Source organism: Paenibacillus sp. FSL R10-2734 (assembly GCF_037963865.1).
Classification (GTDB): domain Bacteria; phylum Bacillota; class Bacilli; order Paenibacillales; family Paenibacillaceae; genus Paenibacillus_AQ.
Genome location: NZ_CP150170.1, coordinates 3,644,007 through 3,670,844 on the forward strand (window position 1 = coordinate 3,644,007; position 26,838 = coordinate 3,670,844).

General features: G+C 46.2%; 22 protein-coding genes. 20 read left to right on the forward strand and 2 right to left on the reverse strand.

Annotation, left to right across the window (positions count from 1 at the left end; all coding sequences use genetic code 11):
• The first annotated feature begins 2 nt into the window (after positions 1–2).
• From NSS67_RS15970 to NSS67_RS15985, 4 genes are read left to right on the forward strand one after another with little or no spacing between them, the layout of a single operon-like run.
• A complete protein-coding gene (locus NSS67_RS15970; RefSeq protein ID WP_339320436.1) occupies positions 3–830 on the forward strand; it encodes a hypothetical protein in 828 nt (275 codons plus the stop codon).
• A 27-nt stretch (positions 831–857) separates the two neighbouring features.
• Positions 858–1,997: a glycoside hydrolase family 88 protein gene (locus NSS67_RS15975; protein WP_339320437.1), complete on the forward strand. Its 1,140-nt coding sequence runs from the start codon at positions 858–860 to the stop codon at positions 1,995–1,997.
• A 14-nt stretch (positions 1,998–2,011) separates the two neighbouring features.
• Positions 2,012–2,692, forward strand: a complete 681-nt coding sequence (locus tag NSS67_RS15980; RefSeq protein ID WP_339320438.1) for a hypothetical protein — start codon at positions 2,012–2,014, stop codon at positions 2,690–2,692.
• 24 nt (positions 2,693–2,716) lie between these two features.
• Positions 2,717–5,578 carry a right-handed parallel beta-helix repeat-containing protein gene (locus NSS67_RS15985; RefSeq protein ID WP_339320439.1) on the forward strand — a complete coding sequence of 954 codons (2,862 nt, stop codon included), beginning with the start codon at positions 2,717–2,719 and terminating at the stop codon, positions 5,576–5,578.
• A 205-nt stretch (positions 5,579–5,783) separates the two neighbouring features.
• On the opposite strand, the gene NSS67_RS15990 is transcribed toward NSS67_RS15985, so the two are convergent.
• Positions 5,784–6,413 (reverse strand): YfbR-like 5'-deoxynucleotidase, encoded by a 630-nt coding sequence (locus NSS67_RS15990; protein ID WP_339320440.1) that lies wholly within the window; start codon positions 6,411–6,413, stop codon positions 5,784–5,786.
• A 222-nt stretch (positions 6,414–6,635) separates the two neighbouring features.
• Between NSS67_RS15990 and NSS67_RS15995 the strand changes: the two genes are divergently transcribed.
• The 11 genes from NSS67_RS15995 (at position 6,636) to NSS67_RS16045 (ending at position 20,776) form a co-directional block, all read left to right on the forward strand.
• The gene (locus NSS67_RS15995) at positions 6,636–7,685 is read left to right on the forward strand and encodes a LacI family DNA-binding transcriptional regulator (protein WP_339320441.1); all 1,050 of its coding nucleotides are present in this window, start codon (positions 6,636–6,638) and stop codon (positions 7,683–7,685) included.
• A gap of 513 nt (positions 7,686–8,198) precedes the next feature.
• Positions 8,199–8,375, forward strand: a complete 177-nt coding sequence (locus NSS67_RS16000; protein ID WP_339320442.1) for a hypothetical protein — start codon at positions 8,199–8,201, stop codon at positions 8,373–8,375.
• A gap of 278 nt (positions 8,376–8,653) precedes the next feature.
• A complete protein-coding gene (locus tag NSS67_RS16005) occupies positions 8,654–10,330 on the forward strand; it encodes a sugar ABC transporter substrate-binding protein (RefSeq protein WP_339320443.1) in 1,677 nt (558 codons plus the stop codon).
• Positions 10,331–10,395: 65 nt separating this feature from the next.
• Positions 10,396–11,352: an ABC transporter permease subunit gene (locus tag NSS67_RS16010; protein WP_339320444.1), complete on the forward strand. Its 957-nt coding sequence runs from the start codon at positions 10,396–10,398 to the stop codon at positions 11,350–11,352.
• 34 nt (positions 11,353–11,386) lie between these two features.
• Positions 11,387–12,283 (forward strand): carbohydrate ABC transporter permease, encoded by an 897-nt coding sequence (locus tag NSS67_RS16015; protein ID WP_339320445.1) that lies wholly within the window; start codon positions 11,387–11,389, stop codon positions 12,281–12,283.
• A gap of 27 nt (positions 12,284–12,310) precedes the next feature.
• A complete protein-coding gene (locus tag NSS67_RS16020; RefSeq protein ID WP_339320446.1) occupies positions 12,311–14,071 on the forward strand; it encodes a glycoside hydrolase family 36 protein in 1,761 nt (586 codons plus the stop codon).
• Positions 14,072–14,113: 42 nt separating this feature from the next.
• Positions 14,114–15,481, forward strand: coding sequence for a hypothetical protein (locus tag NSS67_RS16025; protein WP_339320447.1), 1,368 nt, complete (start codon positions 14,114–14,116; stop codon positions 15,479–15,481).
• Between the two features lie 31 nt (positions 15,482–15,512).
• Positions 15,513–16,811 (forward strand): alpha-glucosidase/alpha-galactosidase, encoded by a 1,299-nt coding sequence (locus tag NSS67_RS16030; protein ID WP_339320448.1) that lies wholly within the window; start codon positions 15,513–15,515, stop codon positions 16,809–16,811.
• 334 nt (positions 16,812–17,145) lie between these two features.
• A complete protein-coding gene (locus NSS67_RS16035) occupies positions 17,146–18,336 on the forward strand; it encodes a glycine C-acetyltransferase (RefSeq protein WP_339320449.1) in 1,191 nt (396 codons plus the stop codon).
• 31 nt (positions 18,337–18,367) lie between these two features.
• The gene (locus NSS67_RS16040; protein WP_339320450.1) at positions 18,368–19,315 is read left to right on the forward strand and encodes an NAD-dependent epimerase/dehydratase family protein; all 948 of its coding nucleotides are present in this window, start codon (positions 18,368–18,370) and stop codon (positions 19,313–19,315) included.
• 216 nt (positions 19,316–19,531) lie between these two features.
• Positions 19,532–20,776, forward strand: a complete 1,245-nt coding sequence (locus tag NSS67_RS16045) for an anaerobic sulfatase maturase (protein WP_339320451.1) — start codon at positions 19,532–19,534, stop codon at positions 20,774–20,776.
• 64 nt (positions 20,777–20,840) lie between these two features.
• Here the strand turns inward: NSS67_RS16045 and NSS67_RS16050 are convergent, their stop codons facing one another.
• Complete coding sequence (locus tag NSS67_RS16050) at positions 20,841–22,040, reverse strand: ROK family protein (protein ID WP_339320452.1); 1,200 nt, start codon at positions 22,038–22,040, stop codon at positions 20,841–20,843.
• Positions 22,041–22,226: 186 nt separating this feature from the next.
• On the opposite strand from NSS67_RS16050, the gene NSS67_RS16055 reads away from it, so the two are divergent.
• The 5 genes from NSS67_RS16055 to NSS67_RS16075 all read left to right on the forward strand — a co-directional run bounded on the left by NSS67_RS16055 (position 22,227) and on the right by NSS67_RS16075 (position 26,829).
• Positions 22,227–22,892 (forward strand): chromate transporter, encoded by a 666-nt coding sequence (locus NSS67_RS16055; protein ID WP_339314195.1) that lies wholly within the window; start codon positions 22,227–22,229, stop codon positions 22,890–22,892.
• Positions 22,893–22,903: 11 nt separating this feature from the next.
• The gene (locus NSS67_RS16060; RefSeq protein WP_339314197.1) at positions 22,904–23,437 is read left to right on the forward strand and encodes a chromate transporter; all 534 of its coding nucleotides are present in this window, start codon (positions 22,904–22,906) and stop codon (positions 23,435–23,437) included.
• 36 nt (positions 23,438–23,473) lie between these two features.
• Positions 23,474–24,451, forward strand: coding sequence for a formylglycine-generating enzyme family protein (locus NSS67_RS16065; RefSeq protein ID WP_339314199.1), 978 nt, complete (start codon positions 23,474–23,476; stop codon positions 24,449–24,451).
• Positions 24,452–24,490: 39 nt separating this feature from the next.
• Entirely contained in the window at positions 24,491–25,324 is an 834-nt protein-coding gene (locus tag NSS67_RS16070; RefSeq protein WP_339314201.1) for an AraC family transcriptional regulator, read from the forward strand.
• A 107-nt stretch (positions 25,325–25,431) separates the two neighbouring features.
• On the forward strand, positions 25,432–26,829 hold the full coding sequence (locus tag NSS67_RS16075; protein WP_339314203.1) for a sulfatase: 1,398 nt from the start codon (positions 25,432–25,434) through the stop codon (positions 26,827–26,829).
• Positions 26,830–26,838: the final 9 nt, after the last annotated feature.

The following is a 26,838-nucleotide window of genomic DNA, read 5'->3' on the forward strand; positions in this document are numbered from 1 at the left end:
GTTTGGATACCGCTGCTCAGATGGGCCAGGACGCGACCGGATTTGTCCGTTTACATCGGTCAGGAATTCCGGAAGAGACGGCTCTGTCAACGGGAATAGCCGGCTTGGATGGGGAAATTCCGTGGATTTTTTATCGTCCCAAACAGACGATTCCCGCACCGTTGATTCCAGCAGCCATTGGCCCTACATGGAGAGATGAGCATGGAGCTTGGTACAGACTGGCCAATTACGGCCGCAGACAGCATGAAGTGTTCCACGCCTTGGATGTGGAGGGGCAACCTTTAAATGCGGAAAGGCTGCATTGGATAAATGAACTATCGTTGCTGGAAAGTCAGGAGGAGGACTTAAGCTTTTCTCTGTCGTATATCGCAAGCCCGCAGCCAAAGGCCTATCCTTTGGATCCGAATACTCCCGGTGCTAACGTTAATGAAGTATATCAGCGTGCGATCAGTGACGTTCTCCCCAGACCGGGAAATGGCAGTGCGGAACGTATTGAGGAAATTTACCAGATCGGTATGGAGGGAACAACGGTTACCTGGAAGCTGAATTCAGCTGAAGCGGCTGAGATAACTGCAGTTGGGGTTACCGTTCCGCTACTGGTGACGAATGGGACGGAACAATCAACCATCAACTCTGAAGGAAGCAAGGTTACGGTAAATTACGGTCATGCCAAATATACCGTGTGGGCGGATGAATCAGAGCATGGCGTGGAATTGGAAATGCTGCCCGGGCGAATGCCGAATCGGAACGGTCATTATCAGCTGGCCCAATGGACGCGAAAAGATAAACAGGAAATCACCTTACGCTTTTCACTAACGCTGGAACAATAAGGCCGTCAGGGACGGAAGGAGATTGAGATGAAGATTATCGAGCCGCATCCTGATTCGGAAAGTCAACTTTGGCTTGAAGCGACCTGGGGCAAGATTATAGGAAAAGTCGAGAACATGTGCGACTCGATCGGAGCGGATTTTCCATACGCTTCGTATCATGGCAAATATAATCGCGAACAAGCGGATTGGTGGACCAACGGTTTCTGGCCAGGACTGTTGTGGCTTGTATATCGTGAGACGAAAGATGAACGTTTGAAAGAAGTTGCAGCACTTACCGAAGCAAGAATGGATGTGGTGCTATATGATTTTTTTCCGCTTCATCACGATGTAGGCTTTATGTGGAGCTTGTCTTCCGTGGCGCAGTTCAAATTGCTTGGCCATGAAGATTCCAGACGACGGGCCATGACCGCGGCAAGTCATCTGGCGGGACGCTTCAATCCTGCTGGACAATTCATTCGGGCCTGGAATCAGCCAGAACGGGTCGGTTGGGCGATCATCGATTGCATGATGAATTTGCCATTGCTGTATTGGGCCAGCGAGGAGACCAAGGATCCGCGATTCCGTCATATCGCGAGGCTGCATGCGGATACCACGCTACGTGAGTTCCTAAGGCTGGATGGTTCGACTCATCATATCGTCTGCTTCGATCCGGAGACGGGAGAACGTCAGGAAGCGCTTGGTGGACAAGGCTATGACCCGAATTCAGCCTGGTCCCGCGGCACGGCATGGGCGATTTACGGGATGGCTTTAAGCGCTAGATATACCGGTGATCAACGCTATATCGATGCGGCCAAGCGTTCGGCCGATTTTTTCCTCGCAAATTTGCCGGATGACGGTCTTCCGCCATGGGATTTCCGGGCGCCTTGGGAAGAAGGAATGGCCATGGACTCCACGGCATCCGCATGCGCGGCAAGCGGAATCCTAGAACTTAGTTTGCTGGTACCGTCAAGTGAATCCCGTATGTACCATGATGCGGCTGAGAAGCTGCTTCGTAAGTTGGATGAACGATATACAACCTGGAATGATCCGCATGAAGAAGCAATTTTGCTGTTTGGTACAGCCAATAGTCCGCGAAAAACTCATGTGAACGTACCCATTATATACGGAGACTTTTTTTTTGCGGAAGCAATTTGCAAGCTGCGGGGCATCAAAGACACGTTCTGGTAAAGGGAGCTGCTTGTATGAAACGGTTGTTATATTATTCCCAACTTCGGAGTAACTCCGAAAGCAAGTTTCGCCGAACGGTCAATACAGATATTGAGTCTCTTCGAAAGGATTGGACAGCTCAGGGACTATCCGATGTTTCCATCTTTATCTTACAGCAGTTTGTGTTTATTTACGCGGAAGCAGACCCTTCAGCAGAACACGCAGAGTGGCGCTGGCCACGGCATTATAGCCGGATCTTGGTAACATGGCCGTCAGTTCCATTAAGTAAGGGCCATCCTTCCGGATCCAGGGAGAGTTTCGAAGTGCCTTTAATCGATGTTTTTCACGACGGGGTGCCGTCAGATCGTTCATCTTGGAGAGATCACCGTCACATTGATGAGCGTATCGGCTCGGTCGCTTGTTTACGTCCAGAGATGGCAGCAAGCTATATCTACTACCATTTTCAAAAACAGGAAGAAGCGGCGGCGAGCTTTAATCAAACTTATATAATTGGAATGTTCGGCACACTGATCTTTTCGTATCATGAGTTGCCCAGCCTGACTAGCGGACATAAACCTCATGGACTTCTTCATACGCAGCAATCACCGGTCCATTGGCATGAAGCGATGCTGCCTCACTTTATTCCTTGGAAGGATGAGTCGGGCAATGATATTTTGTGGATGCAGATGGAGAGAATCCAGGGAAGTAGCCTGTAACTAAATTAGCGAGGAGTGAACACAATGATAACCGGAATAAGGCAGTGGCTGATGCCATTTAACAAAGTCTGTTTAAGTGTCGTATTAATTGCTTCGTTCTCTTTTCCATTAATTATGAATCATTCGATTGTGATGGCTGCAGGCGCTACATATTATGTAGATACGAATGGAAGTGATGTCAATGACGGGATATCTTTAAGTACGCCGTTCCAAACGATTGGACGCGCCGCTCAAGCAGCGACAGCTGGCGATTCGGTGCTCATCCGTGGAGGAACATACAGGGAAACGGTCATCCCGCTACATTCTGGGACGAACGGGAATGAAATTACTTACCAAAATTACAATGATGAGAAAGTAATTGTCACTGGCAATGATGTCGTTACCGGATGGACGCAAGACAGTGGAAACATCTATAAAGCTCCGATGTCATGGAATTTAGGGGCGGGAAATCAAGTGTTCGTCAACGGAGCATTGATGGATGAAGCTCGTTGGCCTAACCAGACAGGAACGTTACTGAATCCTACAACATCCTCAGCGGGTACATTTACGAATGCGACCAATATTTACGATACCTCACTTCCGGGTGGGAATAATTTCTGGAAGGGTGCGACGATTTGGACTACAAGCGGAAGTGCGTGGATTGCTCAAACTTCAACCGTAACGGGGTACGATTCCATTTTAAAGAAGCTGACTATACAGCCTTTAAAGGGTACAGGAACCTATTACGATCCTAAATCTGGAAATCGGTATTATTTGAGCGGTATTAAAGGAGCGTTGGACACCGCAAAAGAATGGTGGTATGATTCCGCGAACGGTCAGCTCTATTTGTGGGCTCCTGGCGGCGGAAATCCATCTACCGTCATGGTTGAAGCCAAAAAGAGAAACAATGCTTTTGATTTATCCGGTAAATCCTACATCAACGTTAAAGGGATACAAATTACGGCTTCCACGATTGTGACGGATAACTCTACCGATCATGTTACGCTGCAGGAGATTGCAGCCAAATACGTTTCACACCATAATTTGAACACCAGCGCCGGAGAACAAGCGAATCTCGGAATCATTCTTAACGGCAGCTATAACGAGATACGCGATAGCGAGATTGCTTATAGCTCGGGCAGTCTTGTTACGATAAAAGGAACGAATAACAATATCATTAACAGTTATATTCACGACGGCGGCTATGTACCGAACTGGGAAGGTCTCGTCAACCTGCAGGGAGCGAACAGCTTGATCAGTCATAATACCGTATCGGATGCCGGGCGTGTGACGGTTTATTTCAGCGGCGGAATGACTGCTAATGTAATCCAATTCAACAATATTTATAACGCAGGCTGGCTGACCACGGATTTGGGCATGGTTTACGGGCCGAATACGGACGGTCAAAATACGGAAATCCATCACAACTATATTCACGATAATAAAGCAGCCGCTGCGAATTCAGGAATATATCTGGATAATTATACAAACAATTTTATTTTGCATCATAATGTCGTGTGGAACAACGAGGGCATTCGATTGAATACACCGTCTAATTACAATCTTATATATAATAATACCGTATGGTCCAATACGTCTCCGGTCGGAGCGTGGGGAGATGTTTTTGCTCAAGATATGTATGGCGACAAAATATACAATAATATCATCAAAGGTGTGGATACTGTAACCGCAGCCAACGCTGAGCATAGGTTTAATTTGACTAGTTCACCGGGATTTGTAGATGAAGCGAACGCCAATTATCGTTTGTTGTCTACTTCAGCGGCCAAGGATTCAGGCAAGGTGATCCCGGGGATTACTGATGGATACACAGGAAGTGCTCCGGACATCGGAGCTTACGAATATGGGGGTGAGGACTGGATTGCAGGTCACAATTTTGCAAGTTCACTTAGTCCGACCTATACAAGACCGGATACACCTCAAATGAATCGTGTGGTCAACGGTGGCTTTGAATGGGGAAATCTGAGTAATTGGACGAAAACGGATGGGGGAAATGCCTCGGTTGTTGCCGACAATCATTGGGGCAAAGCAGCTAATGCGGGGATGTCGAGATCGCAATTCAATGGTGTTAAGCTTAGCGGCAGCGTGGACGGGATCACGCAAACCGTTACTGGCCTTGAGCCTGACACGAACTATATCGCGGGAGCATGGCTGCGTTCACCCGCGGGCGAAAACGCGGTTCTCGGTGTGACGGACTTCGGTGGTACAGAGGTCAGCGCTTCTTCAAATAGTTCAACTTGGACTATTGTGAAGGTGAAATTTAAGACAGGTCCATCACAAACGAGCGCTAAAATCTTTTTGAAAAAGACTTCCACAACGGGGGAAGCATACGTGGATGATGCGGGTCTCGTATTGGATTCTTATTATCAATCCATGTATAGCTTCGAGGGATTCGAAAACGGCCTAGGAAACTGGATCTCTGTCCCAGGCAAAGGTACGCCATCCCTCAGCAGTACAAAAGCACACTCAGGAATTAACAGCTACCTTGTTAGTGAGGATATGGATGCGATCCAACAGACGTTCCATTCTTTGCAAAATAAAATTGTAACGATGTGGTTCTATGATGATGCAAACGCAGCGAGCATGCAAGTGGCGGGCTTTGTTGACAACAGTTCGGCAATCCGTGGAATCGCTGTCAATACGCCGACCTCTACCACCAAGTATTCGGTCCGTCTGGACGGAGTATATACTGCAACTTCTGTAAGCAGAACGACAGGTTGGCACGAACTGAAGTGGGATTACACTTCGGGGACGAAAGTCGATATGTATATTGACGGAGTACTGGTTGCTTCACCGACGGGCGGAACAAGCTTTAATCGCATTGTTATCGGTGACTCCTGGTCTGGAAATACGACGACGACTTACTTCGATGATATTTTTATTCAATAGATTACTCAGCAATATGGCATTATGCCAAATAAAGAGCGAGGATTCCCCTCCTATGGAGAGAAATTCTCGCTCACTTTCTCGTTGTCTAAGTCAAGTCTATAACATCCATTAATAGAACCAGTGAGACCGCCCTATCAATGTGGAAAATATAGCTTGATTCTTCAATTACATAAATATCGGAAACTGTTAGTAGCTAGAAAGACACTTAGAAGTCTAATGCTTCTTTTGTAATCTTTTTGATATCAACAGGACAGTTGGAGCTTTCCTCAACAAGATCAGGAAGTATATGTCGCAAGAAATAATCTACACAATGTAGTTTGATGTTCTTGATTTTAATCAATGCCTCGCGGTACATGACAATAAATTCTTTCTCCGTGTTGCCCCTTCTTAGTTCAGTAAAGGCTTCGTATACTTGATCGAGTTTGTCAGCCATTTCAAGTATTAACCCTTCTACAGAATCATCTTTGCCTTCACGTAATTGTCTACGGAAGATCGATTTGAGGTCCTCAGGAATATTTTCGTCAATGAAATGTGCAATCATTCCTTCTTCTACTTTCTGGAGCATACCTCGAAGTTCGAGAGAATAATGTTTCACGGGAGTTTTGATATCTCCAATAAATATTTCACCGTAATCGTGGCTACTTGTAATTTCATAAAGCTTTTTCCAATCCACAGTTACGCCATTACTTTCCTCAATATCGGCTAATGTTTTTGCATATTGCACAACTTTCCATGAATGAGCAGATACACTATGTTCTTCAAATTTGAATTTACCTGGACAGCGAATAATACGTTCGAGATCGTTGAGCGATTGAAAATAGGTGTGAATCCCCATAAATGTCGATCCTTCCTGTATATAAAGTGATGGTGTTGTTACCTTATCCTAGTATAGGGGGGATTTGTTATTAGAGAATTAAATCAAAAATTGGGCGTCGTTGAATTCGTCACTCAGTCATAAGTCCTATGCTTAGATTTAGTAAGTAAATAAATTTCATTGCTATTTACATTTCTTGTTGGTAAAATATTTAGTAAATTAAACCGAGGGTGTGATGGTGAATTGGTCACAATAAAGGATGTTGCGAAAAAAGCGGAAGTTTCTAGTGCTACGGTTTCGCGCGTGTTGAACAAAGACTATACATTACAGGTTTCAGAAGATACGAGACAGAGAATCATTGTGGCGGCTAAAGCATTGGGTTACCGAAAGGGAGGAATCCGTTCGAAAAGACCGGTTGATTCAGAAATAGTGAAGAAAAACGTAGGGTTGCTTATTACATGTTCCGAGAAATTGGAGTTTTCTGACCCTTACTTTTTGTCTATTCGACAAGGAATCGAACAAGAATGCGTTAAACAAAACATCAACGTATCCAAGATATTTCGGATCATGGATGAATCTGAACATGCTATCGACTCGAACGAGTTGGATGGTTTGTTTGTTATCGGCAAAGTACACAACGAGCTATTGAACCACCTGACACGGATGCATCAAATTGTTTCTGTTGACTACATGATCGATGATAAATTCGACTCTGTTATGTTCGATTTGCAGAAGGCGGCTAGACAGGCCATTCAACATCTCATCGCGCTTGGTCATCGAAAAATAGGTTATATCGGCGGAATCAGTTACATCCGTAAGATAAGCGGTAGATGTTATGCTGCGGATATTCGTCAAGTTGAATATGAAGCGATCATGAAAGAAGCGGGATATTATAATCCGAAGCACATCTTTGTGGGGGAATGGCGAACAGAGGAAGGGTATGCGCTCATGAGAAAAGCATTGGAACAGGATGATCGACCTACAGCTTTCTTGATTGGGAGCGATCCAATGGCGATTGCGGCGTTGAAGGCTGTGAGCGAGTTTAAGTTAAAAGTCCCTGAAGATATTTCTATCGTGAGCTTTGACGATATTCCGTTCGCTTCTTTCGTCACACCTCCGTTGACAACTGTGAAAATATTTTCTGAAGAGATGGGAAGAACAGCTGTAAAATTAATGGCCGATCGCTTCAATGGGCGTGAAATTCCTCTGCATGTCACAATACCAACGAATCTTGTCATCAGGAATAGCTGCGGATCGGAAAGCGGAAGTACTAGTATTGATACACAAAAATAGTGATGCTATGCATAAAATGCATAGTTTGGAAGAACCGCTACGTGCTTCCTAAGCCCGGCATTTGAAAAGAATTTCGATAAAACGGTAGCCAAACTCGGACCTGATTTTATTGGCTATCGTTCACTCGATCTTGCATGAGGAAGTAACCTCACTTCCAAACCCGAAGCAACTTTTTTCTCCCTCCCTCACATGATTTCCCCCTAATATTATTGATGTTTTAGTTGTACTGAATAATAGGAAAAATATTTCAGAAGATGTATTGACTTTTACTGAAATATCGGTAAAATAAAGCCGTGTTTATTGTTTGTTTTACTAAATAAGTGTGTTCTACATTGTTTTTAAGTACGAAAAACGGGAAGGTCAGAGCGTGAAGAAGGAGAAGTTCTTTTTTTTATTCAAAAATGTAAGCGGTATCATTGTTGGGGTGTCAACTTTATTTCTAAGGAAAGAAGGGATTTCTGTGAAAAAATCCTAAAGGTCGTTCTAATGTTAATATTGGTCCTGTCCACACTTGTGACATGCTCAATAAAGAATAACGGCGGCAACGAAGCGCAAGCTACCCCAGCTCCATATGAATCCGCATCCACAGATCCGCAGGCTAAATCGAATGAGTTTGAGTGGGAAGTGACGAAGGAAACGTATCCAAATGGGCTTCGGCAATCGAGCGTGCCCCCCTTATCCAGCACCTAATTAAATTATTGTTGAATTTCAATTCACCCAGAAGAGTATCGATGTTCAAGTTGTACTGCATAATAGGTAAAATATTTCAGTGAAAGTATTGACTTTTACTAAAATGTAGGTAAAATTAAGCCGTAATCGTTGTTGTTTTACTAAATAATAGATTGTCATCCAGATCGAAAAAGGGGAAAGTCAGTGCGAAGAAGGAGGAGCGATTTTTTTAAGATTCAGATTGTAAGCGGTGTCATTATTGGGTGTTAACTTCATTTCTAAGGAGAGAAGGGATTTATTTGAAAAAAACCTTAATTTTCGTTCTAGCGTTAATCTTGGTCCTGTCCACGCTTGCGGCATGCTCGAAAAAGAATAACGACAGCAACGAGGCGCAAGCTACCCCAGCAGTTTCTGAATCTGTATCTACAGATCCAGTAGCCAAATCGAATGAGTTTGGTTGGGAACTGCCAGAGAAAACGATCGAATTTAGCTATTATGCGGGTCAAGCCAATCCGGATAAAGCGGAGAAAAACGCCAAGCAACTGAAGCAGTACATCCTCGATAAATTTAACGTAAAAATCAACAAGCTCGTTTACGACGTTAAACGCGACGAAAGACAAAACCTGATGCTCGTATCGAATGATTATCCTGAAGTTATCGCAGGTATGGACGAAGCAACCGTATCCAAATGGGTTGCCCAAGGCAAGGCGATCGAGCTAGGTCAATTCATCGACAAGTATGCTCCGCATATCAAAGAACAGCTTGGTGACCTGTACAAAACTTACTTAACCGACGGAAAGCTGTATGCGCTACCTAGCTATTGGGGGCTATTGCCGATTCCGGACTACGCCGCACATATGCGTTATGACTATTTGAACGAGCTGGGCAACCCGACATTCGAGACGCCTGACCAATTCTACGACATTTTGAAGCAAATGCAAGCCAAGCATCCAAAGAACGATAAGGGAGAAAAAACGTACGCGCTTTCGGCATACGCTCCGGTTACGACCAATACTGTGCCGACGCTTGCGGGCATTTGGGGCCTAAAAGAAGGTTATAAAGTAACGCCGGAAGGTGTAATGACGCATTGGGTCAATACGCCGGAAGGTCTCGAATTGACGAAATTCATGAATAAAATTTTTAGGGACGGCCTGCTTGATCCCGACTCGTTCATTAATAAATACGAAAACATGAAAGCGAAAATGTCCACCGACCGCGTCATGGGCTATGTAGGCGCTTGGTGGATCGGCTGGAACGCCGGCCATGAATTATGGCAAAAAGCGGATACGAAATGGACGGAAGACAAGCGCTTCATGCAATATGCCCTGAAAGCGCCTAATGCGGAACAATCGTTTATGTCCGGTAAAAATGCTAGAAGCGGCAATATGACGATTATTACGGACAAAGCGAAAAACCCTGAAGACATCGTCAAATGGTTGGATTTCTCCATGACTGATATCGGAACCCGATTAATCGGATGGGGCGTTCCGAATACGGATAAATCCACTTGGAAATTCGAGAACGACCAACCAAGCTTCGTCGACGCTGCAAAGCAAGCGATTCTCGATTCGACGTTCGACTATGACGCCGGTGAGCTGATCGGCATGGATCAATTAAATTTGGTTTCGCCCGATGGAACGATGAAGGACGATGGCAAGAGCACCTACTGGTACGATCAAAATTTCAATGAAGAAGCCAAATGGAAGAAAATGTTGAACGACAATCTGAAGGATACAATCTACGACAATACTTTCGGCAACATTCCGATCCTGGCGAACAATCCGTTGGCAGTAACCGATAAACAAATCACCGATTTGCTAGAAACATTATGGTCGAAAGCGGTCATGAGCAAGACTGAGGAAGAAAGCGTTGCGAATTTCAAAGCGATGCAGGATAAGTTGAATGCCGCGGGTCTGAACAAGATCGAACAATTCAAATCGGAAGAGTACCAAAGAAGATTGAAGGATTGGAAGTAAGGACGCCCGGGAGGAAGGGGGCTTCCCCCTTCCACTTGTAAAAAAAAAGATTTGGAGGCGTATGCGTGAACAAATTGAATCAATTACATCGGGCGGCACCATCGCAAATGAAAATTCGGAACGCGATGAGAAGTTTGTATCGGGAACGGCAATTATGGCTGATCAGCATCCCTATGATCATTTGGGTTCTAATATTCTGCTATATGCCGATGTATGGTATTTTGATGGCTTTCGTCAACTATATTCCCGGCAATACGATTCTACAGAGCGATTGGGTAGGGCTTACCCATTTTAAGATGTTCTTTGATTCGCCGGACTTCCCACTCGTCTTGCGAAATACGTTGGCTATTAGCGGACTGAGTATCTTATTCGGATTTCCCGCGCCGATCGTGCTGGCCATCTTGCTGAACGAGCTGAATAACAAACGATTTAAAAAGACGATTCAGACGATTTCTTATTTGCCTCACTTTATTTCATGGGTTGTCGTGGCTAGCATTTTGTTCGCCCTCCTAGGCAACGAGGGTATCTTGAACGACGTGTTAATGCGATTGGATATCATTGATCAACCGATCTCTTATCTGGGCGAAGGAAAATACTTCTGGGGGATCATCACTTCAGCGAATTTGTGGAAGGACGTCGGTTGGTCCACCATTATTTATTTATCCGCGATGGCGGGCGTCGATTCGGAAATGTACGATGCCGGCAAAGTCGACGGGTTGAACCGATTCGGACTGATCTGGCATATTACGCTTCCAAGCATTCGGTCGACGATCGTACTGCTCTGGATACTCGGCATCGGCGGCATCTTGAACGCAGGATTCGAACAGCAGTTGTTGATCGGAAACGCGCAGACGAGAGAGTATTACGAGGTTATCGATACGTATGCCTATAAATACGGCATCGAGCTAGGGAACTATTCGTACGGTGCAGCCATCGGGCTGTTGAAAGCGATTATCGGGGTTACTCTCGTGTTCGGTGCGAACAGGTTCTCGAAAAAAGTGCTGGATACGTCGATCATTTAATACGATACATGTCAATGACAGGAGGCGCGACCTGATGAATTCGTCTTTTCAAAAGAAGTCGCTCGGAAGCAAAATTTTTGATATTGCCAATGTTGGCTTTATGTTGCTTTTTTCAGTGCTCATGATATATCCCTTTCTGAATTTGCTGGCCCTCTCGTTAAACGACGGCGCGGATGCAGCAAGAGGGGGCATCTTTCTTTGGCCGAGAATGTTTTCGTTCGATGCATACAGCTTCATGCTTCACGAGAATAAATTGTTTTCGGGGTTCGGCATTTCGATCCTGAGAGTGCTTGTAGGTACGACCACCTGCGTGATGGCAACAGGTTTGCTGGCTTATTTAAGCACGATACGGCATTTTTCGGGCAGAAGATTAATGAGATTATTGTTTTTGATGACGATGTACATCAGCGGTGGATTGATTCCGACGTATATGTTGATCGTGAAGTTGGGATTGATCAATTCATTTCATGTTTATTGGATCCCAAGCTTATTGAATGCGTACTACATGCTCATTATGGCTTCCTATATGCAAAATTTACCCGAATCGCTATTTGAATCGGCGCGCATCGATGGGGCCAATGAGCTTGGCATATACTTCCGGATTGTCATTCCAATTTCGTTGCCGGTATTCGCGTCGATCGCCGTCTTCAGTTCGGTCGGACATTGGAATTCTTGGTTCGATGTCGTCTTGTACAACTCGAACGGACATTGGGATACGCTACAGGTTTACTTGCGGAAATTGCTACTCGAAGTGGAATCGTTCGAAGAGATCAAAAATCAGCAGATCGCGCAATCCAAATTCAGAACGTTGTCTCCGGTCACCTTGCGGGCTGCGGTTACGATGGTCGTGACGCTACCGATCGTGTTTATCTACCCGTTCCTTCAAAAATATTTTGTCGGGGGCATTACGCTAGGCGCGGTAAAAGGTTAATCAGTCGCGATAGAGAGGAGTTATGGTATGCAAAATATTTCATCAGGCGGTTATACGTTTACCTTGACGGGAGGAGAAGAAGATTTTGATGTTTCGCTCTCCTTGAAACAATCGGCAACTGGCATAATTCGTTTAAACATGAAGCTTCAGTCCGATGAACCTAGAATTCCCGGAGCAATGGAGTTGACCTGGCAACTTCCGATTATCGACGTGTTCGCCAGCTGGCATCCGGGCTTTTATCGGAACAAGAGGCTTCGAGTGGACTGGGAGAGTGGATTCCGTTCAAAGGCTACGTCGTCCGCACCGGTTTGCGTCCTTTACGGCTTCCAAGGAAACAACAAGATGACGTTTGCTTTTTCCGACGCGCTCAATCTGGTCGAATTAAAAGCGGGCATTCACGAAGAAACATCGAATTTTCTTTGTTCTGTCAAGCTGTTTCAGGATCTGACCTCGCCGATCCAGTCTTACGAAGCGACGCTCCATATCGATACGCGTGACATTCCGTATGAAGAAAGCCTTGCGGATGTGCAACGATGGTGGTCTACGCTACCGGGATATGAACCGAGTCCTGTTCCTGATACGGCAAAGCTTCCGATGTACGCGACCTGGTACAGCTTTCATCAGCAACTGTCGGCAGAATCGGTAGAACGACAATGTGAGATCGCCAAAGCAATGGGCTGCGAAGCCGTCATTGTTGACGATGGGTGGCAAACGGCGGACAATGCGCGCGGGTACGCCTATTGCGGTGATTGGGATGTGTTCGAGGGCAAAATTCCAGATATGAGGGCGCATGTCGATCGTGTTCACGAGATCGGAATGAAGTTTCTGCTATGGTATTCCGTTCCATTCGTCGGGAAGCACAGCAACGTCTGGCTACAGTTCGAGAATAAACTGCTCGGAAAAATCGAAGATTTGGGCGCGGGTGTGCTCGATCCGCGATTCCCGGACGTTAGGGAATATATTATTGGAACTTACGAGAAAGCGCTGCGGGACTGGGATTTGGATGGATTTAAGCTTGATTTCGTGGACAGCTTTAATCTCACATTAGCCAGCGACATCGAAGGAAGAGATTACGAATCGGTACCTGAAGCGGTCGACTGTCTCTTGAGCGACGTGATGTCTAGGCTAAGGGCGATCAAGCCGGATATTATGATCGAATTCCGCCAATCGTACATCGGACCGCTCATGCGTAAATACGGCAATATGTTCCGTGCGATGGACTGTCCGAACGATGCGTTAGAGAATCGTTCACGTACGCTGGACGTTCGACTGCTCGCGGGAGATACCGCCGTTCATGCCGATCCGCTCATGTGGAATCCGGAAGAGCCGACGGAGAACGCGGCGCTGCAATTGGTGAATACGTTGTTTGCCGTCCCGCAAGTATCAGTTTTGCTAGATCAACTTCCCGAATCCCATCTCCGGATGTTACGGTTCTGGCTGTCATTCTGGCGCGAGAAGAGAGCTATTCTACTGGACGGGCGGTTGACAGCGAAGCATCCGGAGCTGGTCTATCCGCTTGTGACTGCCAGCGGCGATGACGAAGCCATTACGGCCGTGTATGCGGATATCGTTGCGAATCCGGGCTCCCGGATACCGAAAACGTGGTTCATCGTCAATGGCACGCTTAACGATAGAATCGTGATAGAGCTCGAGGAAAGCATGGGCGAGCGAAACGTCGTCGTTAGGGATTGCCAAGGCCAGGTAACGGCTACGTATAAATCAGTGTTCGCGATGGGGCTTCATCCGATCGCGATCCCTCCGGCGGGCATTGCCGTATTCGAAGCGTAATCCCGACCGTGATCAAAAATTTGTGGAAGGATGAATCCACCAATGAGCATTTATGATCCACAACTCGGACGAGTGACGATTGACTCTTCGAACCAGCAACTATTTGCAGGCTTCGACTGGGCGAAAAGCCAAGCGCTTGCCTATGTCTCGGACGGAACGCCGGTCGGTAAATTTTACGAAGCCGCGCTGCCGGGCAGGGATGCGTTCTGCATGCGCGACTTGAGCCATCAGAGTGTCGGGGCTAACGTACTCGGTCTGCAGGACTATACAAAAAACATGCTGTTTAAGTTCGCGGAGGGTATTGCCGAATCTCGGGATTGGTGCACGTACTGGGAGATCGACAAATACGATCGGCCAGCTCCGGTCGATTATACGGACGATTCCGACTTCTGGTATAACCTTCCTGCGAACTTCGACATTCTGGATTGCTGCTATAAGCAATACCTGTGGACGGGAGACCGCGATTACGTGGATCATCCGATATTCCGGAATTTCTACGAGCGGACCGTCACCGATTACATCGATCGTTGGGACAAGGACAAGGATGGGTTTCCTGAGCATTACGCTCCTTACGGCCGAAGAGGTATCGCCTCCTACGTGGAAGACGGCCTTCAACCGCTTCTTGGAGGCGATGTGCTGGCAGCACAATACGCGGCATTTGGCTCCTATTCCCGTCTTCTTGCGATAAGTGGACAGGCGGCTCTGGCAGAACATTACGAGAACAAGGCGAAAGACGTCCGGAAGCTGTACAACCGAGACTGGTGGAACGAAGAGAATGGCAGATTCAACGGCGCACTCATGCAGGATCGCCGGGGGTATCCTGGTTTCTACTACTCGGCTACTTACTTGCCATTCTATTTCGATCTGGTAGAGCCGGGCGACAGAAAACAACGCGCCTTAAGGGATGTTGTCCATCACGGCGGCTCGAATGTCGAGGAAAAATCCCACATGGCCGAGATTTTCTACAGACACGGCTTGAATCGGGAGGCCTATTCATCCTTGCTGGAAATGATGGATCCACAGCTGAAGAGACGGGAATATCCCGAAGTGAGCTATAGCATCATCGGAGCTATTTTAACGGGTACGATGGGCTTGTCCGCAGACGCTCATCGTCAAAGTTTGGTCACCATGTCCCGCCTGACGGACTCGATCGATTGGATCGAAGCAAAGGATATTCCCGTAATGAACGGACAAATCGATATTGCTCATACGAACGGTCGCGAATCGTCGTTGACGAATAGGACGGGACGCACGATTCAGTGGGAGGCGCGGTTCTCCGGCTTCCATCAGAAGCTATACGTAAACGGAACCGACATGCTTGCGTCGATCGGAAGCGACGGAAATGGAGAATTCGTGAGCACGGCGGTAATAGAGTTGAACCCGGGCGATCGGGCTACGGTAAAAATATAAACTTGCAACATAGAGGGATGAGGGGAAATATATGTCCAAAATTACTTTTCTCGGTGCGGGAAGCACCATTTTTGCCAAAAACGTTTTAGGGGATTGCATGTTGTCGCCAGCGCTTCAGGATTTCGAGCTAGCGTTATTCGATATTGACGAGGAACGATTGAAAGATTCGGAGAACATCATTCTGAACTTGAAACAAACACTCGGCAGCAATTGTTCGGTTAAAGCCTATCGTAACCGTAAAGAAGCACTACAAGGTGCCAAGTATGTAGTTAACGCGATCCAGGTCGGCGGATATGATCCGTGCACGATTACCGATTTCGAGGTTTCGAAGAAATACGGCTTGCGGCAAACGATTGCCGATACCATCGGCATCGGCGGTATCTTCCGCAACTTGCGGACAATTCCGGTCATGCTTGATTCCGCCGAAGACATGAAGGAGGTTTGTCCTGATGCGTTGTTCTTGAACTATACGAATCCGATGGCTGTGCTGACGAACGTAATGAATACGTACGGTGGAATTAATACGATAGGCTTGTGCCATAGCGTTCAAGTGTGCGTCCCTCATATTTTCGACCATCTGGGGATGGATCACGAGGGTGTGCAATGGAAAATCGCGGGCATCAACCATATGGCCTGGTTGCTGGAAGTGACGAAAAACGGCGTCGATTTGTATCCGGAAATCAAACGGCGGGCAGCGGAAAAGCAAAAGGAAAAGCACGACGACATGGTGCGGTTCGAGCTGATGCAGAAGTTCGGATATTACATCACGGAATCGTCCGAACATAACGCTGAATACCATCCGTATTTCATCAAACGGCAATATCCGGAGCTGATCGAGCGCTTCAATATTCCGCTGGACGAATACCCTCGTCGGTGCGTTAACCAGATTGAGCGTTGGAAGACGATGCGGAACGAATTGATCGGGAACAAAAACCTGACGCACAAGCGGACGTCCGAATATGCTTCCTTTATTTTCGAAGCGATGGAGACGAACGTACCGATCAAAATCGGGGGTAATGTTATGAATACGGGCCTTATCACGAACTTGCCTAAGGAAGCCTGTGTCGAAGTGCCGTGCATAGTCGACTCGAGCGGAGTCACTCCGACATTCGTCGGGGATTTGCCGCCGCAATGCGCCGCGTTGAACCGCACGAATATCAATACGCAATTGCTAACGATCGAAGCGGCGATGACGGGCAAGAAAGAACATATTTATCACGCAGCAATGCTCGACCCGCACACATCTGCTGAATTGTCTATGGACGAAATCGTTTCCTTATGCGACGACCTGATCGAAGCGCACGGTAATTGGCTACCTGAATTTAAATGAGCAAAAGACTCCGCTTAAGGCATGTTTGCGATCATGGCGGTCGTGTGCATCGAGGGCATCAGCATGGATTTGATCGCCGATAAGCTGTCCGATGCGCATAGGGCGCAGACAGCTTCCGAATAAAACAAATGACTCATGTGACTAGTGATCCCCGCTCCCTCACGGGAAGGGGATCTTTTTCTCACGTTTTGACAGGTGTTTTGAGGGCTTATTATTGCGTTTTTCCATATCGTCGAAATATAAGGGTCGGACTCGTCTTATTCGGAAGCGATCACAATTTGCTTGCACCCGTACAAAAAAGTATTTTGAACAAAAAGTAAAAGGGGAGATGGGAATGAGCAGTAAAATTCTAATAAAGTTTCTTCAGAATGGTCTATCCGAATTGAAGAGTAAGGGTTTATATAACGAAATCGATCCACTGGAGGGGCCGAACGGTCCAATCATTATGATCAGGGGCGTGAAGCGGATCAACCTATCCTCTAACAATTATCTTGGCCTTGCAACGGATGATAGGCTTATTGCCGCTGCCGTGAAGGCAACTGAGAAGTATGGTGCCGGATCAGGAGCCGTTCGAACCATCAACGGAACGTTCGACCTGCATGTGCAACTTGAAGAAAAGCTCGCCGCATTCAAGCACACAGAGGCTGCAATTGCTTACCAATCCGGTTTCAACTGTAACATGGCCGCCATCTCGGCCGTCATGGACGAACATGATGCGATTTTGTCCGATGAGCTTAATCATGCATCCATCATCGATGGATGCCGTTTGTCCCGAGCGAAAATCATTCGTTATCGCCATTCAGACATGGATGATCTACGCACAAAGGCAGAGGAGGCTACCAGATCCGGCGCATACGGCAAGATAATGGTGATCACGGATGGCGTGTTTTCGATGGATGGAGACATTGCGAAGTTGCCTGAAATTCAGGAAATCGCTGAAATATTCGACTTGATTACGTATGTGGACGATGCTCATGGCTCAGGGGTGTTGGGAGGGGGAGCTGGGACGGTCAAACATTTCGGGTTGTCTGATCGAATCGATTTTCAAATTGGAACATTGTCTAAAGCAATCGGCGTGGCTGGCGGTTATGTGGCAGGGTGTCGCGATTTGATCGATTGGCTGAAAGTACGAAGCCGGCCGTTCCTGTTTTCTACTTCGCTCCCTCCGGCGGCGATAGGGGCTTGCATTGAGGCGATCGATATATTGGAGCAGAGTACGGAGTTGCAGGATCGTCTTTGGGCAAACGGTGATTATTTGAAGCAAGGGCTTATTAAGCTTGGTTACAACGTCGGAGCGAGTGATACGCCGATCACCCCGTGTATCATCGGAGATGAAGCATTGACCCAAACATTCAGTAGACGACTGATGGAGGAAGGCGTCTATGCGAAAGCGATCGTGTTTCCGACAGTACCGAAAGGTACAGGACGCATTCGCAATATGCCAACCGCGGCGCATACGACAGATATGCTCAATGAGGCATTAGCTGCATATGAACGGGTGGGACGCGAGATGAGCTTGATCTAACAAGACTAATAGGAAAGGAGAGTTATTCAGTATGAAAAAGATTCTAGTAACCGGTGCCCTCGGGCAAATCGGATCTGAACTAGTGTGCCATTTGCGTCGACTTTATGGCGCGACTCAGGTGGTGGCAACGGATATTCGATTAAGTGATAATGCCGCTGCTCATTCGGGACCTTTTGAGCTGTTGGATGTCATGGACGGCGCGTCGATGCTAGAAATCGCGAAGGCGCATCAAGTCGATACGATCCTGCATCTGGCTGCCTTACTGTCCGCCACCGCGGAAGCTAAACCGCTTCTAGCTTGGAACCTTAACATGGGTGGATTGACCAATGCTCTAGAAGTCTCGCGGGAGTTAGGGTGTTCGTTCTTTGCACCGAGCTCGATCGGAGCGTTCGGGCCTGGCACGCCCAAAAAGGGAACGCCTCAAGATACCGTTCAGAGACCGGTAACGATGTACGGCGTGAGCAAAGTAGCCGGTGAACTCCTATGCGACTATTATCATCAGAAGTATGGTATTGATACGCGTAGTTTACGTTTTCCCGGATTGATATCGTACATGGCGCCTCCCGGCGGCGGAACGACGGACTATGTAGTCGATATGTATGTCGAAGCTCTTGCTAAAGGACAATACACTTCTTATATTGCAGCTGGTACTTTCCTAGATATGATGTATTTGCCGGACGCATTGGACGCGATCGTGAAGTTGATGGAGGCGGATCCAGTGCGTCTGCTTCACCGCAATGCTTTTAACGTAACGGCCATGAGCGTCGATCCGGAGACAGTTGCAACGTCGATTCGACGTTATATCCCTAACTTCGTACTGAACTATGAGGTGGATCCGGTTCGTCAATCGATCGCAGAAAGTTGGCCTAATTCGCTCGATACGACCGCTGCAATGCAGGAGTGGGGGTTTTCCCCAGTATACGATTTAGGGGGCATGACCAAGGACATGTTTGAGAACTTGAGTGTTCGCCTGACATAATATCTAATATATTCTGCTATTCATTCACAAAGAAACTGCACCCTCATTAGTTCGTCGCAACGGACAATGAGGACTGCAGTCTTTTTTATCTCCAGTTATTCGACAAGCTATGATGTTTTACTCATCGTCGAAGCATATACCTATGATTTAATAGAAGAAATAGGAAATAGCTTTCACAAAGCAAAGATAGTATTTACATAGGAGGGGCAGAATCGTATGACAACATGCATACAGACCTCGAGGCCAGAAACTCTTCATGTCATGTGGAAAACAGTCTCTGAGGACTGTAATCTAGCCTGTGATTATTGCTATTACAGTACAGCTGGGGGTCATCCTCATCATCCGATCCGAGTGATGGACTTGGATCTTCTGGAGCGGTTTATCGCTCAGTACATGGGTAGATCATCTGGTATAGCGACTTTCTCTTGGCAGGGAGGGGAGCCGTTATTGGCTGGACTTCCGTATTTTGAACAAGTGATATCGCTGCAAGCGAAGTACGCTCCACCTCATACTATGATTAGTAATGTGCTGCAGACCAATGGTACGCTTATTAATGAGAAATGGGCGCGATTTTTCAAACGGTATAACTTTTTGGTTGGAATTAGTCTGGACGGTCCTGAGCCCATTCATGATGCTCATCGAATAACGGGTTCGGGGAAAGGTAGTTATGATCTAGTTATGCGTGGGATTCGCCATTTACAGAATGAGGGTGTGGATTATAACATTCTGACGGTGATCCATGAAGATAACGTAGCGAACCCGGACGAATTGATGGCATTTTACCAAGAGCATAAATTCCCTTATATTCAGTTCATTCCTTGCATGGATTTTGTTTCACAGAAGAGTGATATGCCCGGGAGCTTCCGAATTACACCTGAACAATATGGAGAGTTTTTATGTCGCACATTTGATTTGTGGTACAACGACGGGTACCCAGAGCTTCCCATTCGTATTTTTGAGAATATGCTTCTTGTATTCATGCATCGTGAGGCAGAATTATGCGTTCACAGCTCATGCTGCCCGAAGATGATGGTGCTTGAAACAAACGGGGATGCCTACCCTTGCGATTTCTTTATTGATGAAGAGCATAGGCTAGGAAATATCGGCCAAACCGACCTGGAAGCGTTGCTTACTAGCCCAGTATATGATGACTTTTTGTTAATGAAGCCCAATATGAATGAATCATGTCATAAATGTGAGTACCTAAGCTTTTGCAATGGGGGATGCCCGCGGAACCGGAACTGGCTCGATGTTAACGATCGTACGGAGGCTGATTATTTCTGTCACAGCTATAAAATGTTCTACTCACATGCCTATGAACGCATGATGATACTTGCGAATCGACTTAGATTGGAGCAGATGCTGGAGTACAGGAAAAGCGCAAAAACACTTCCAGGTCGAAATGATCCATGTCTCTGCGGAAGCGGGAAAAAATTCAAAAATTGCTGCCAGTCATTATAGGTCAGGTTAAATAAGGTTGTCCCAACAATCAAGCAAATGGTTGTGGGACAACTTTTTTATTATGCTAAAGAACCATGTGATTCCTAACCATTATAGCCGCACCAGTCACCACAGCTTCTTCTTTTAATATACCTAGGGAGAAGTTAGGTTGGTATTCAGGATAACGGTAAGTGTTTCTCTGTGCTACTTCCACAGCCGTTTGGAAGAACAATTCGTGAGAGTGAATGAGCGCACCACCTAGAATGATGGTCTCAGGATGAAACAGGTTGATAACATTGGCGAGGCCAATACCGAAGTGAATGGCGGCTTGGGTAAATAATTCACGCGCATGTGGATTACCATCTCTAAAGGCTTGTACCAATACATCATAAGTCAGTTTCTCTGGCGATACTTTATATCTTTGGAGGATCAGATCGTTGTCCATTTTCGCCTCCGAGCGTGCACTTTGTTCTAACGCCTGCACGGATACGAATGCTTCCAGAGCACCGTAGTTCCCTTTATTATTTAAACGTGGTCCGTCTGTCTGGATGATCATTTGACCAATGGCATCTTCCATATCCATCGTGCCATGAACAATACTTCCATGCGACATCATCGCATAGCGGAGCCCTGCTCCAGCATGTACATAGAGCATATGTTGAATGTTAGCGTGACGGATGGACCAGCGTTCCCCAAGCAGTGCGGAATTGGCACCGTTATCCAACCAAGCTTTGAAGCCCGTCCGTTCCTCCACCAGTTTACAAATAGGGAGATTGTTCCAGCCTGAAGAAGGGAAGTGGAGCGGTTTTAAGATTAAACCATTTTCTCGGTCAAGTGGTCCCACGGCCCCTATTCCTATCCCAATGATTTGACTATCCTTCAGCTGGTGGTCTCTAAGGAAAGCGCGTATTTGATTACTTATATGATCCATAAATTTTTCTGGTGTGAATGCCTGATCCATTCGCCAATGTACAATTGATTTTGGGTTCATTTGCATATCAAATAATCCAAGGGAAGAATACAACCTGGAAATCTCTAAACCGATGATGTAACCGTAGGAAGGATTGATCTGGTATAAAATAGGTCTTCTGCCTCCGCTAGATTCCCCAAATCCGCATTCTATCAGCAAGCCTTCTTCTGTCATTTCATCTAATAATCGGGTCATTGTGCTTTTGGTAAGTGAAAATGTTTGTAGAAGATCCAACTTGGAAACAGTGCCTTGTTCGGCGATTCGGTCATATAGGAGTTTCTTTGGGGATGGAATGTGTGTTGATCGCTTTTCCACGATATACCTCCAAGCTATATATAAGATTAACTTTGAATATGGCAACTTATATAGTTTGTAATAATTAACATTAATATAGTATAACTCATAAACCATAGATTGTATTTTACCGTTCAAAAAACTTAATTCCATTTTGGAAAAAAGTGATATAATGAAATTACGACAGAACATATTGAGGGTGAAGTCATGAAAACAACAACAATGAAAACAAACTCGATGATGAATACAAATCTAAAGCTTAGTCTACTGTTCCAGTTGTTTTGGGTATTTGTTCGAATCGGTCCCGTAACTTTCGGGGGAGGTTATGCGATGATCCCTATGATCGAACGGGAAATTTCCGCTAAACGAAAATGGCTGGGAGAAGAGGAAATGGATGAAATTCTCTCTTTAGCTGGCGCTGCACCTGGTGGTGTAGGTGTAAATGCGGCGGCATTCATTGGTTATCGTCTTGCTGGTGTGAAGGGTGCGATTGCTGCGATCGCAGGGATCACGATTCCAACCTTTATGATTGTTTGTGTGCTTAGCGCCGTTTACTCACAACTGGCTGAAGAACCGAAAGTTATTGCCGCAATGAAGGGGATTCATGGTGCTGTAATCGCTCTGATCCTAGTAGCTGCGTATCGCATGGCTAAGAATGCTATTTTTGACAAGACTACCGCTGTTACAGCGATAGTTATACCGATCGTTTTATTAGTTTTCGGAATCAATCCCATTTACGTGATCGCAGTTGGATTAATTATCGGATTTGTATTTTTGCCAATCAAACAGCTTTTAGGGCTCCAAGTTCGGACCGAGAAGGAGTCCTTGAATTATACTGATGAAGAGTCGAATTATCCGGAGTATTACATCTAGGGGGAAGCGATGTGATTTGGAATTTATTTTTTACATTTATAAAAATCGGACTACTCTCCTTTGGCGGAGGGTACGCAATCATACCGATGATTCAGCATGAAGCCATGGCTGGTGGTTGGTTGTCCGAAAGGGAATTTCAAGAGGTAGTTTCCATCGCAGGGATGTCACCTGGCCCAGTTGCAACTAACAGTGCAACCTTGATTGGATATCGTATAGCCGGAATTGAAGGAGCAATTGTGTCAACATTAGGCATGGTTCTACCTTCATTAATCATTATCATTGTTATTTCCATTTTCTTTTATCGGGTGAGAGACAGTCAATGGATTAAAACACTATTCTATGGTTTGCGACCAGTGATTACAGGTTTGATTGCCTATGCTGCGATTCGGTTTGGATTAAATAGCGTGGAACACGCTTTCGTTACTTGGCAAACCATTGGCACGTTGATCATTGTATTCGCTGCACTTTATGGTTTAATGAAATATAAGCTGCATCCGCTCACCATTATCGTTGCCTCTGGCATTCTTGGTGTAGCCTTTTTTTAGACAGAGCCGGGACGATCCCAGATTGGAGGTAAGTACATGTCAGAGAATATACGGGACTGCTGTTCAGCCAGTCGAAATCAAGTCGAGAAACAAGGGGCTGTCGATGTCTGTAAGGAGATCACAACAGTCCAAGGACTAAAAGGGGATAAAGATTTATCGGACATGATCCTTATTCCAGAAGGCACTTTTCTTATGGGGACGGATGACAAGGAAGGGTTTCCAGCAGATGGGGAAGGACCCGCTAGGAATGTTACGGTATCTACTTTTTTAATCGATGCAACGGCGGTTACAAATAAGCAGTTCGCTTCTTTTATTGAGGCAACAAAATACGTTACAGACGCTGAACGTTTCGGCTGGTCTTACGTGTTTCACTCCTTTGTTTCCGAAGAGACAGGCAAGAAGGTGGCCCAAGTGGCCAATCAAACCCCATGGTGGTGGGTTGTAGAGGGAGCGGATTGGTCTCATCCTGAAGGTCCGGATTCACATGTGGATGAACGTCTTGATCATCCGGTGATCCACATATCATGGCATGATGCTGATGCATATTGTCGCTGGGCCGGCAAACGTCTACCGACGGAAGCGGAGTGGGAGTATGCAGCACGAGGTGGTCTAGTTCAGAAAAGATATCCTTGGGGCGATGAATTAAAACCGGGCGGTGAGCATCGATGCAATATTTGGCAAGGAAAGTTCCCCGATAAAAATCATGCCAGCGACGGTTATGCAGGTACTGCACCTGTAAAATCCTATCTGCCCAACGGATATGGTCTATATAATATGTCAGGAAACGTGTGGGAATGGTGCGAGGATTGGTTTACTAAGGAGTATCATTTATCTTCCGAATCCGTGAATCCGAGAGGCCCGGTAAGTGGTGAAGCGAGGTCGATGCGTGGTGGATCGTATTTATGCCATAAATCTTATTGTAACCGCTATCGGGTGGCGGCCAGAAGCAAAAATACACCAGACAGCTCTGCAGGAAATATTGGCTTTCGATGTGCGGCTGATTATACCAGTTGAGAATACATAAAGACTATTACTTTAGAAGGAGGAACTCCTTTGTCCTCTATCATTCATAGTCAGTTTGACATCACCGTGCTGGACGTCATAAAAATTCAATATCAGAAGCGGATCCTGTTCGATTACGTCCAGTCTTGTTATACCGTCTCTTATATCCAAAAAGGTGAGGTATTGACGACTTCCTCCGAGGGTGAATATGTTGCTTCTGCCGGTGACGTGATGATCCATCGTCCGAACGAGCCCTTTAATGTGATCTCCAAAACGGATGGCATACATTATCTGTTTAATATTAACGCTAAGGTGAGAGATGGAGATGACTTCTTTAAGTTATTCCCTCTAGGCAAGGTAATTCGGATTAGGGATCAAAGCGAGTATGAGCGAAGGTTTGACGAGCTGCGAAGCCTATGGTTACAAGAGGAAGATGATTTCAGAAATGTTCAGGCCGGTTCATTAGCATTTTTTCTCCTTTATGAAATTATGGAGAGTACCAAGCTTGGCGGGCGCCGATCATCACGAGATCCCTTTATCACGGACCGCTTTAACGAAGCGTTGCAATATATGGAGGAGAGACTTGATCAGGAGATTAGTAGAGAGGAGCTTTCCAAGCTCTATCATATGAATCCTGTTTATTTTAGCCGGGCATTTCAGAAAATATATAAACTGACACCTATGCAAATGCTTCGAAAATTGCGGCTGCAGCAAGCCAAACAAATGTTAGAATATACGGATTATTCAATAGAGCATATCTCCCAGAGATGTGGCTATTATGATGCTTCGCACTTCAACAAGGTATTCCGTAGCGAATACGGCAAGGGTCCGGCTGAGTATCGAAAAAGTATCGAATTTACAAAAACAAACATCGCCACTCCATAGTGGAGCTTTCCATATTCCTTTACACTTATAAGCATGAGCAGATTATGCTGAGCTGCCCGAATCGATGCGTAACTATTTCGATCAAAAGGAAAGGCAGGGAAAAACTCATGAGAATCTTATATTTGGATTTGGATTCGCTTCGCCCGGACCATCTGGGATGTTATGGCTATCATCGGAATACGTCCCCGAATATCGATTCAATCGCCAAAGAAGGTGTCACCTTTACCAACTACTATTGTTCAGATGCTCCTTGTCTGCCGTCCCGTTCTGCTTTAATGTCGGGGAGATTTGGCATTCATAATGGGATTGTCGGACATGGCGGAACTGCTGCTGATATGCGTAGAGAAGGGGCGAAACGTGAATTCAATGATCGACTGGGGATGGAGAGCCTTCCCGCTATATTAAGGCAAGCGGCCATGAAAACCGCGTCGATCAGCACCTTCGCCGAACGGCATTCGGCTTGGACCTTTAATGCTGGGTTTCAAGAAGTGTTCAATGTTGGTGGAAGAGGGCATGAGACGGCAGAACAGGTGCTTCCAGTAGCGCTTAAATGGCTTGAGGATAATGGGGAGTCCGAGAATTGGTTTCTGCACCTGAATTTCTGGGATCCTCATACGCCTTATCGTACACCCGAGAGCTACGGCAATCCGTTCGAGAAGGATCCTTTACCCGATTGGATCACCGAAGAGGTGTTTGAGCTTCACCGAAATAAGAAGGGCCAGCACAGTATCGAAGATATGAATGCACTCGCTAAATCGCATTATCATCAGCATTTGAGGCATAATCGGGAGATAGCCAATCATGACGACCTGCGTGTTATCTTTGACAACTATGATGCCGGAGTCAAATATCTGGACGAGCATCTCGGGCAAATCTTCTCCAAGCTGAGGGAACTTGGCGTGATGGAGGATACGGCTATCTTGATCTCTGCGGATCACGGAGAAAGTCTGGGCGAGCTAGGAATTTACTCCGAGCATGGTACGGCAGACGAGGCAACTTGCCGTATTCCGATGATTGTTCGCTGGCCTGGGGGCAAGAAGGGAATGGTGGAGGATGGGCTACATTATCACCTTGATTTAGGACCGACATTAGCAAGTCTTTTGAATTTGAATGGGGCTGCTTCTTGGGATGGTGAAAGTTATGCTGACGCCATAATGGAGGGACATTTGGGAGGGCGTGATTATCTCGTAATTTCACAATGCGCGCATGTATGTCAACGCAGCGTCCGATTTGAGGATTGGTTATATATACGTACCTATCATGATGGACACCATGGATTTCCGAAAGAAATGTTGTTTGATTTGAAGCGCGACCCTTACGAACAACATAATCTCGCCGAAGCGCGTAAAGACATCTGTATGGAGGCTGTCTATCTGTTGAATGAATGGCATGACAACATGATGGGCTCCATGGACTGTGATATCGATCCATTATGGACGGTATTAATGGAAGGCGGTCCCTACCATGCGAAAGAGTATGTGAGCTCATCCTCACAGGATGTTTAGCGTTGTCCT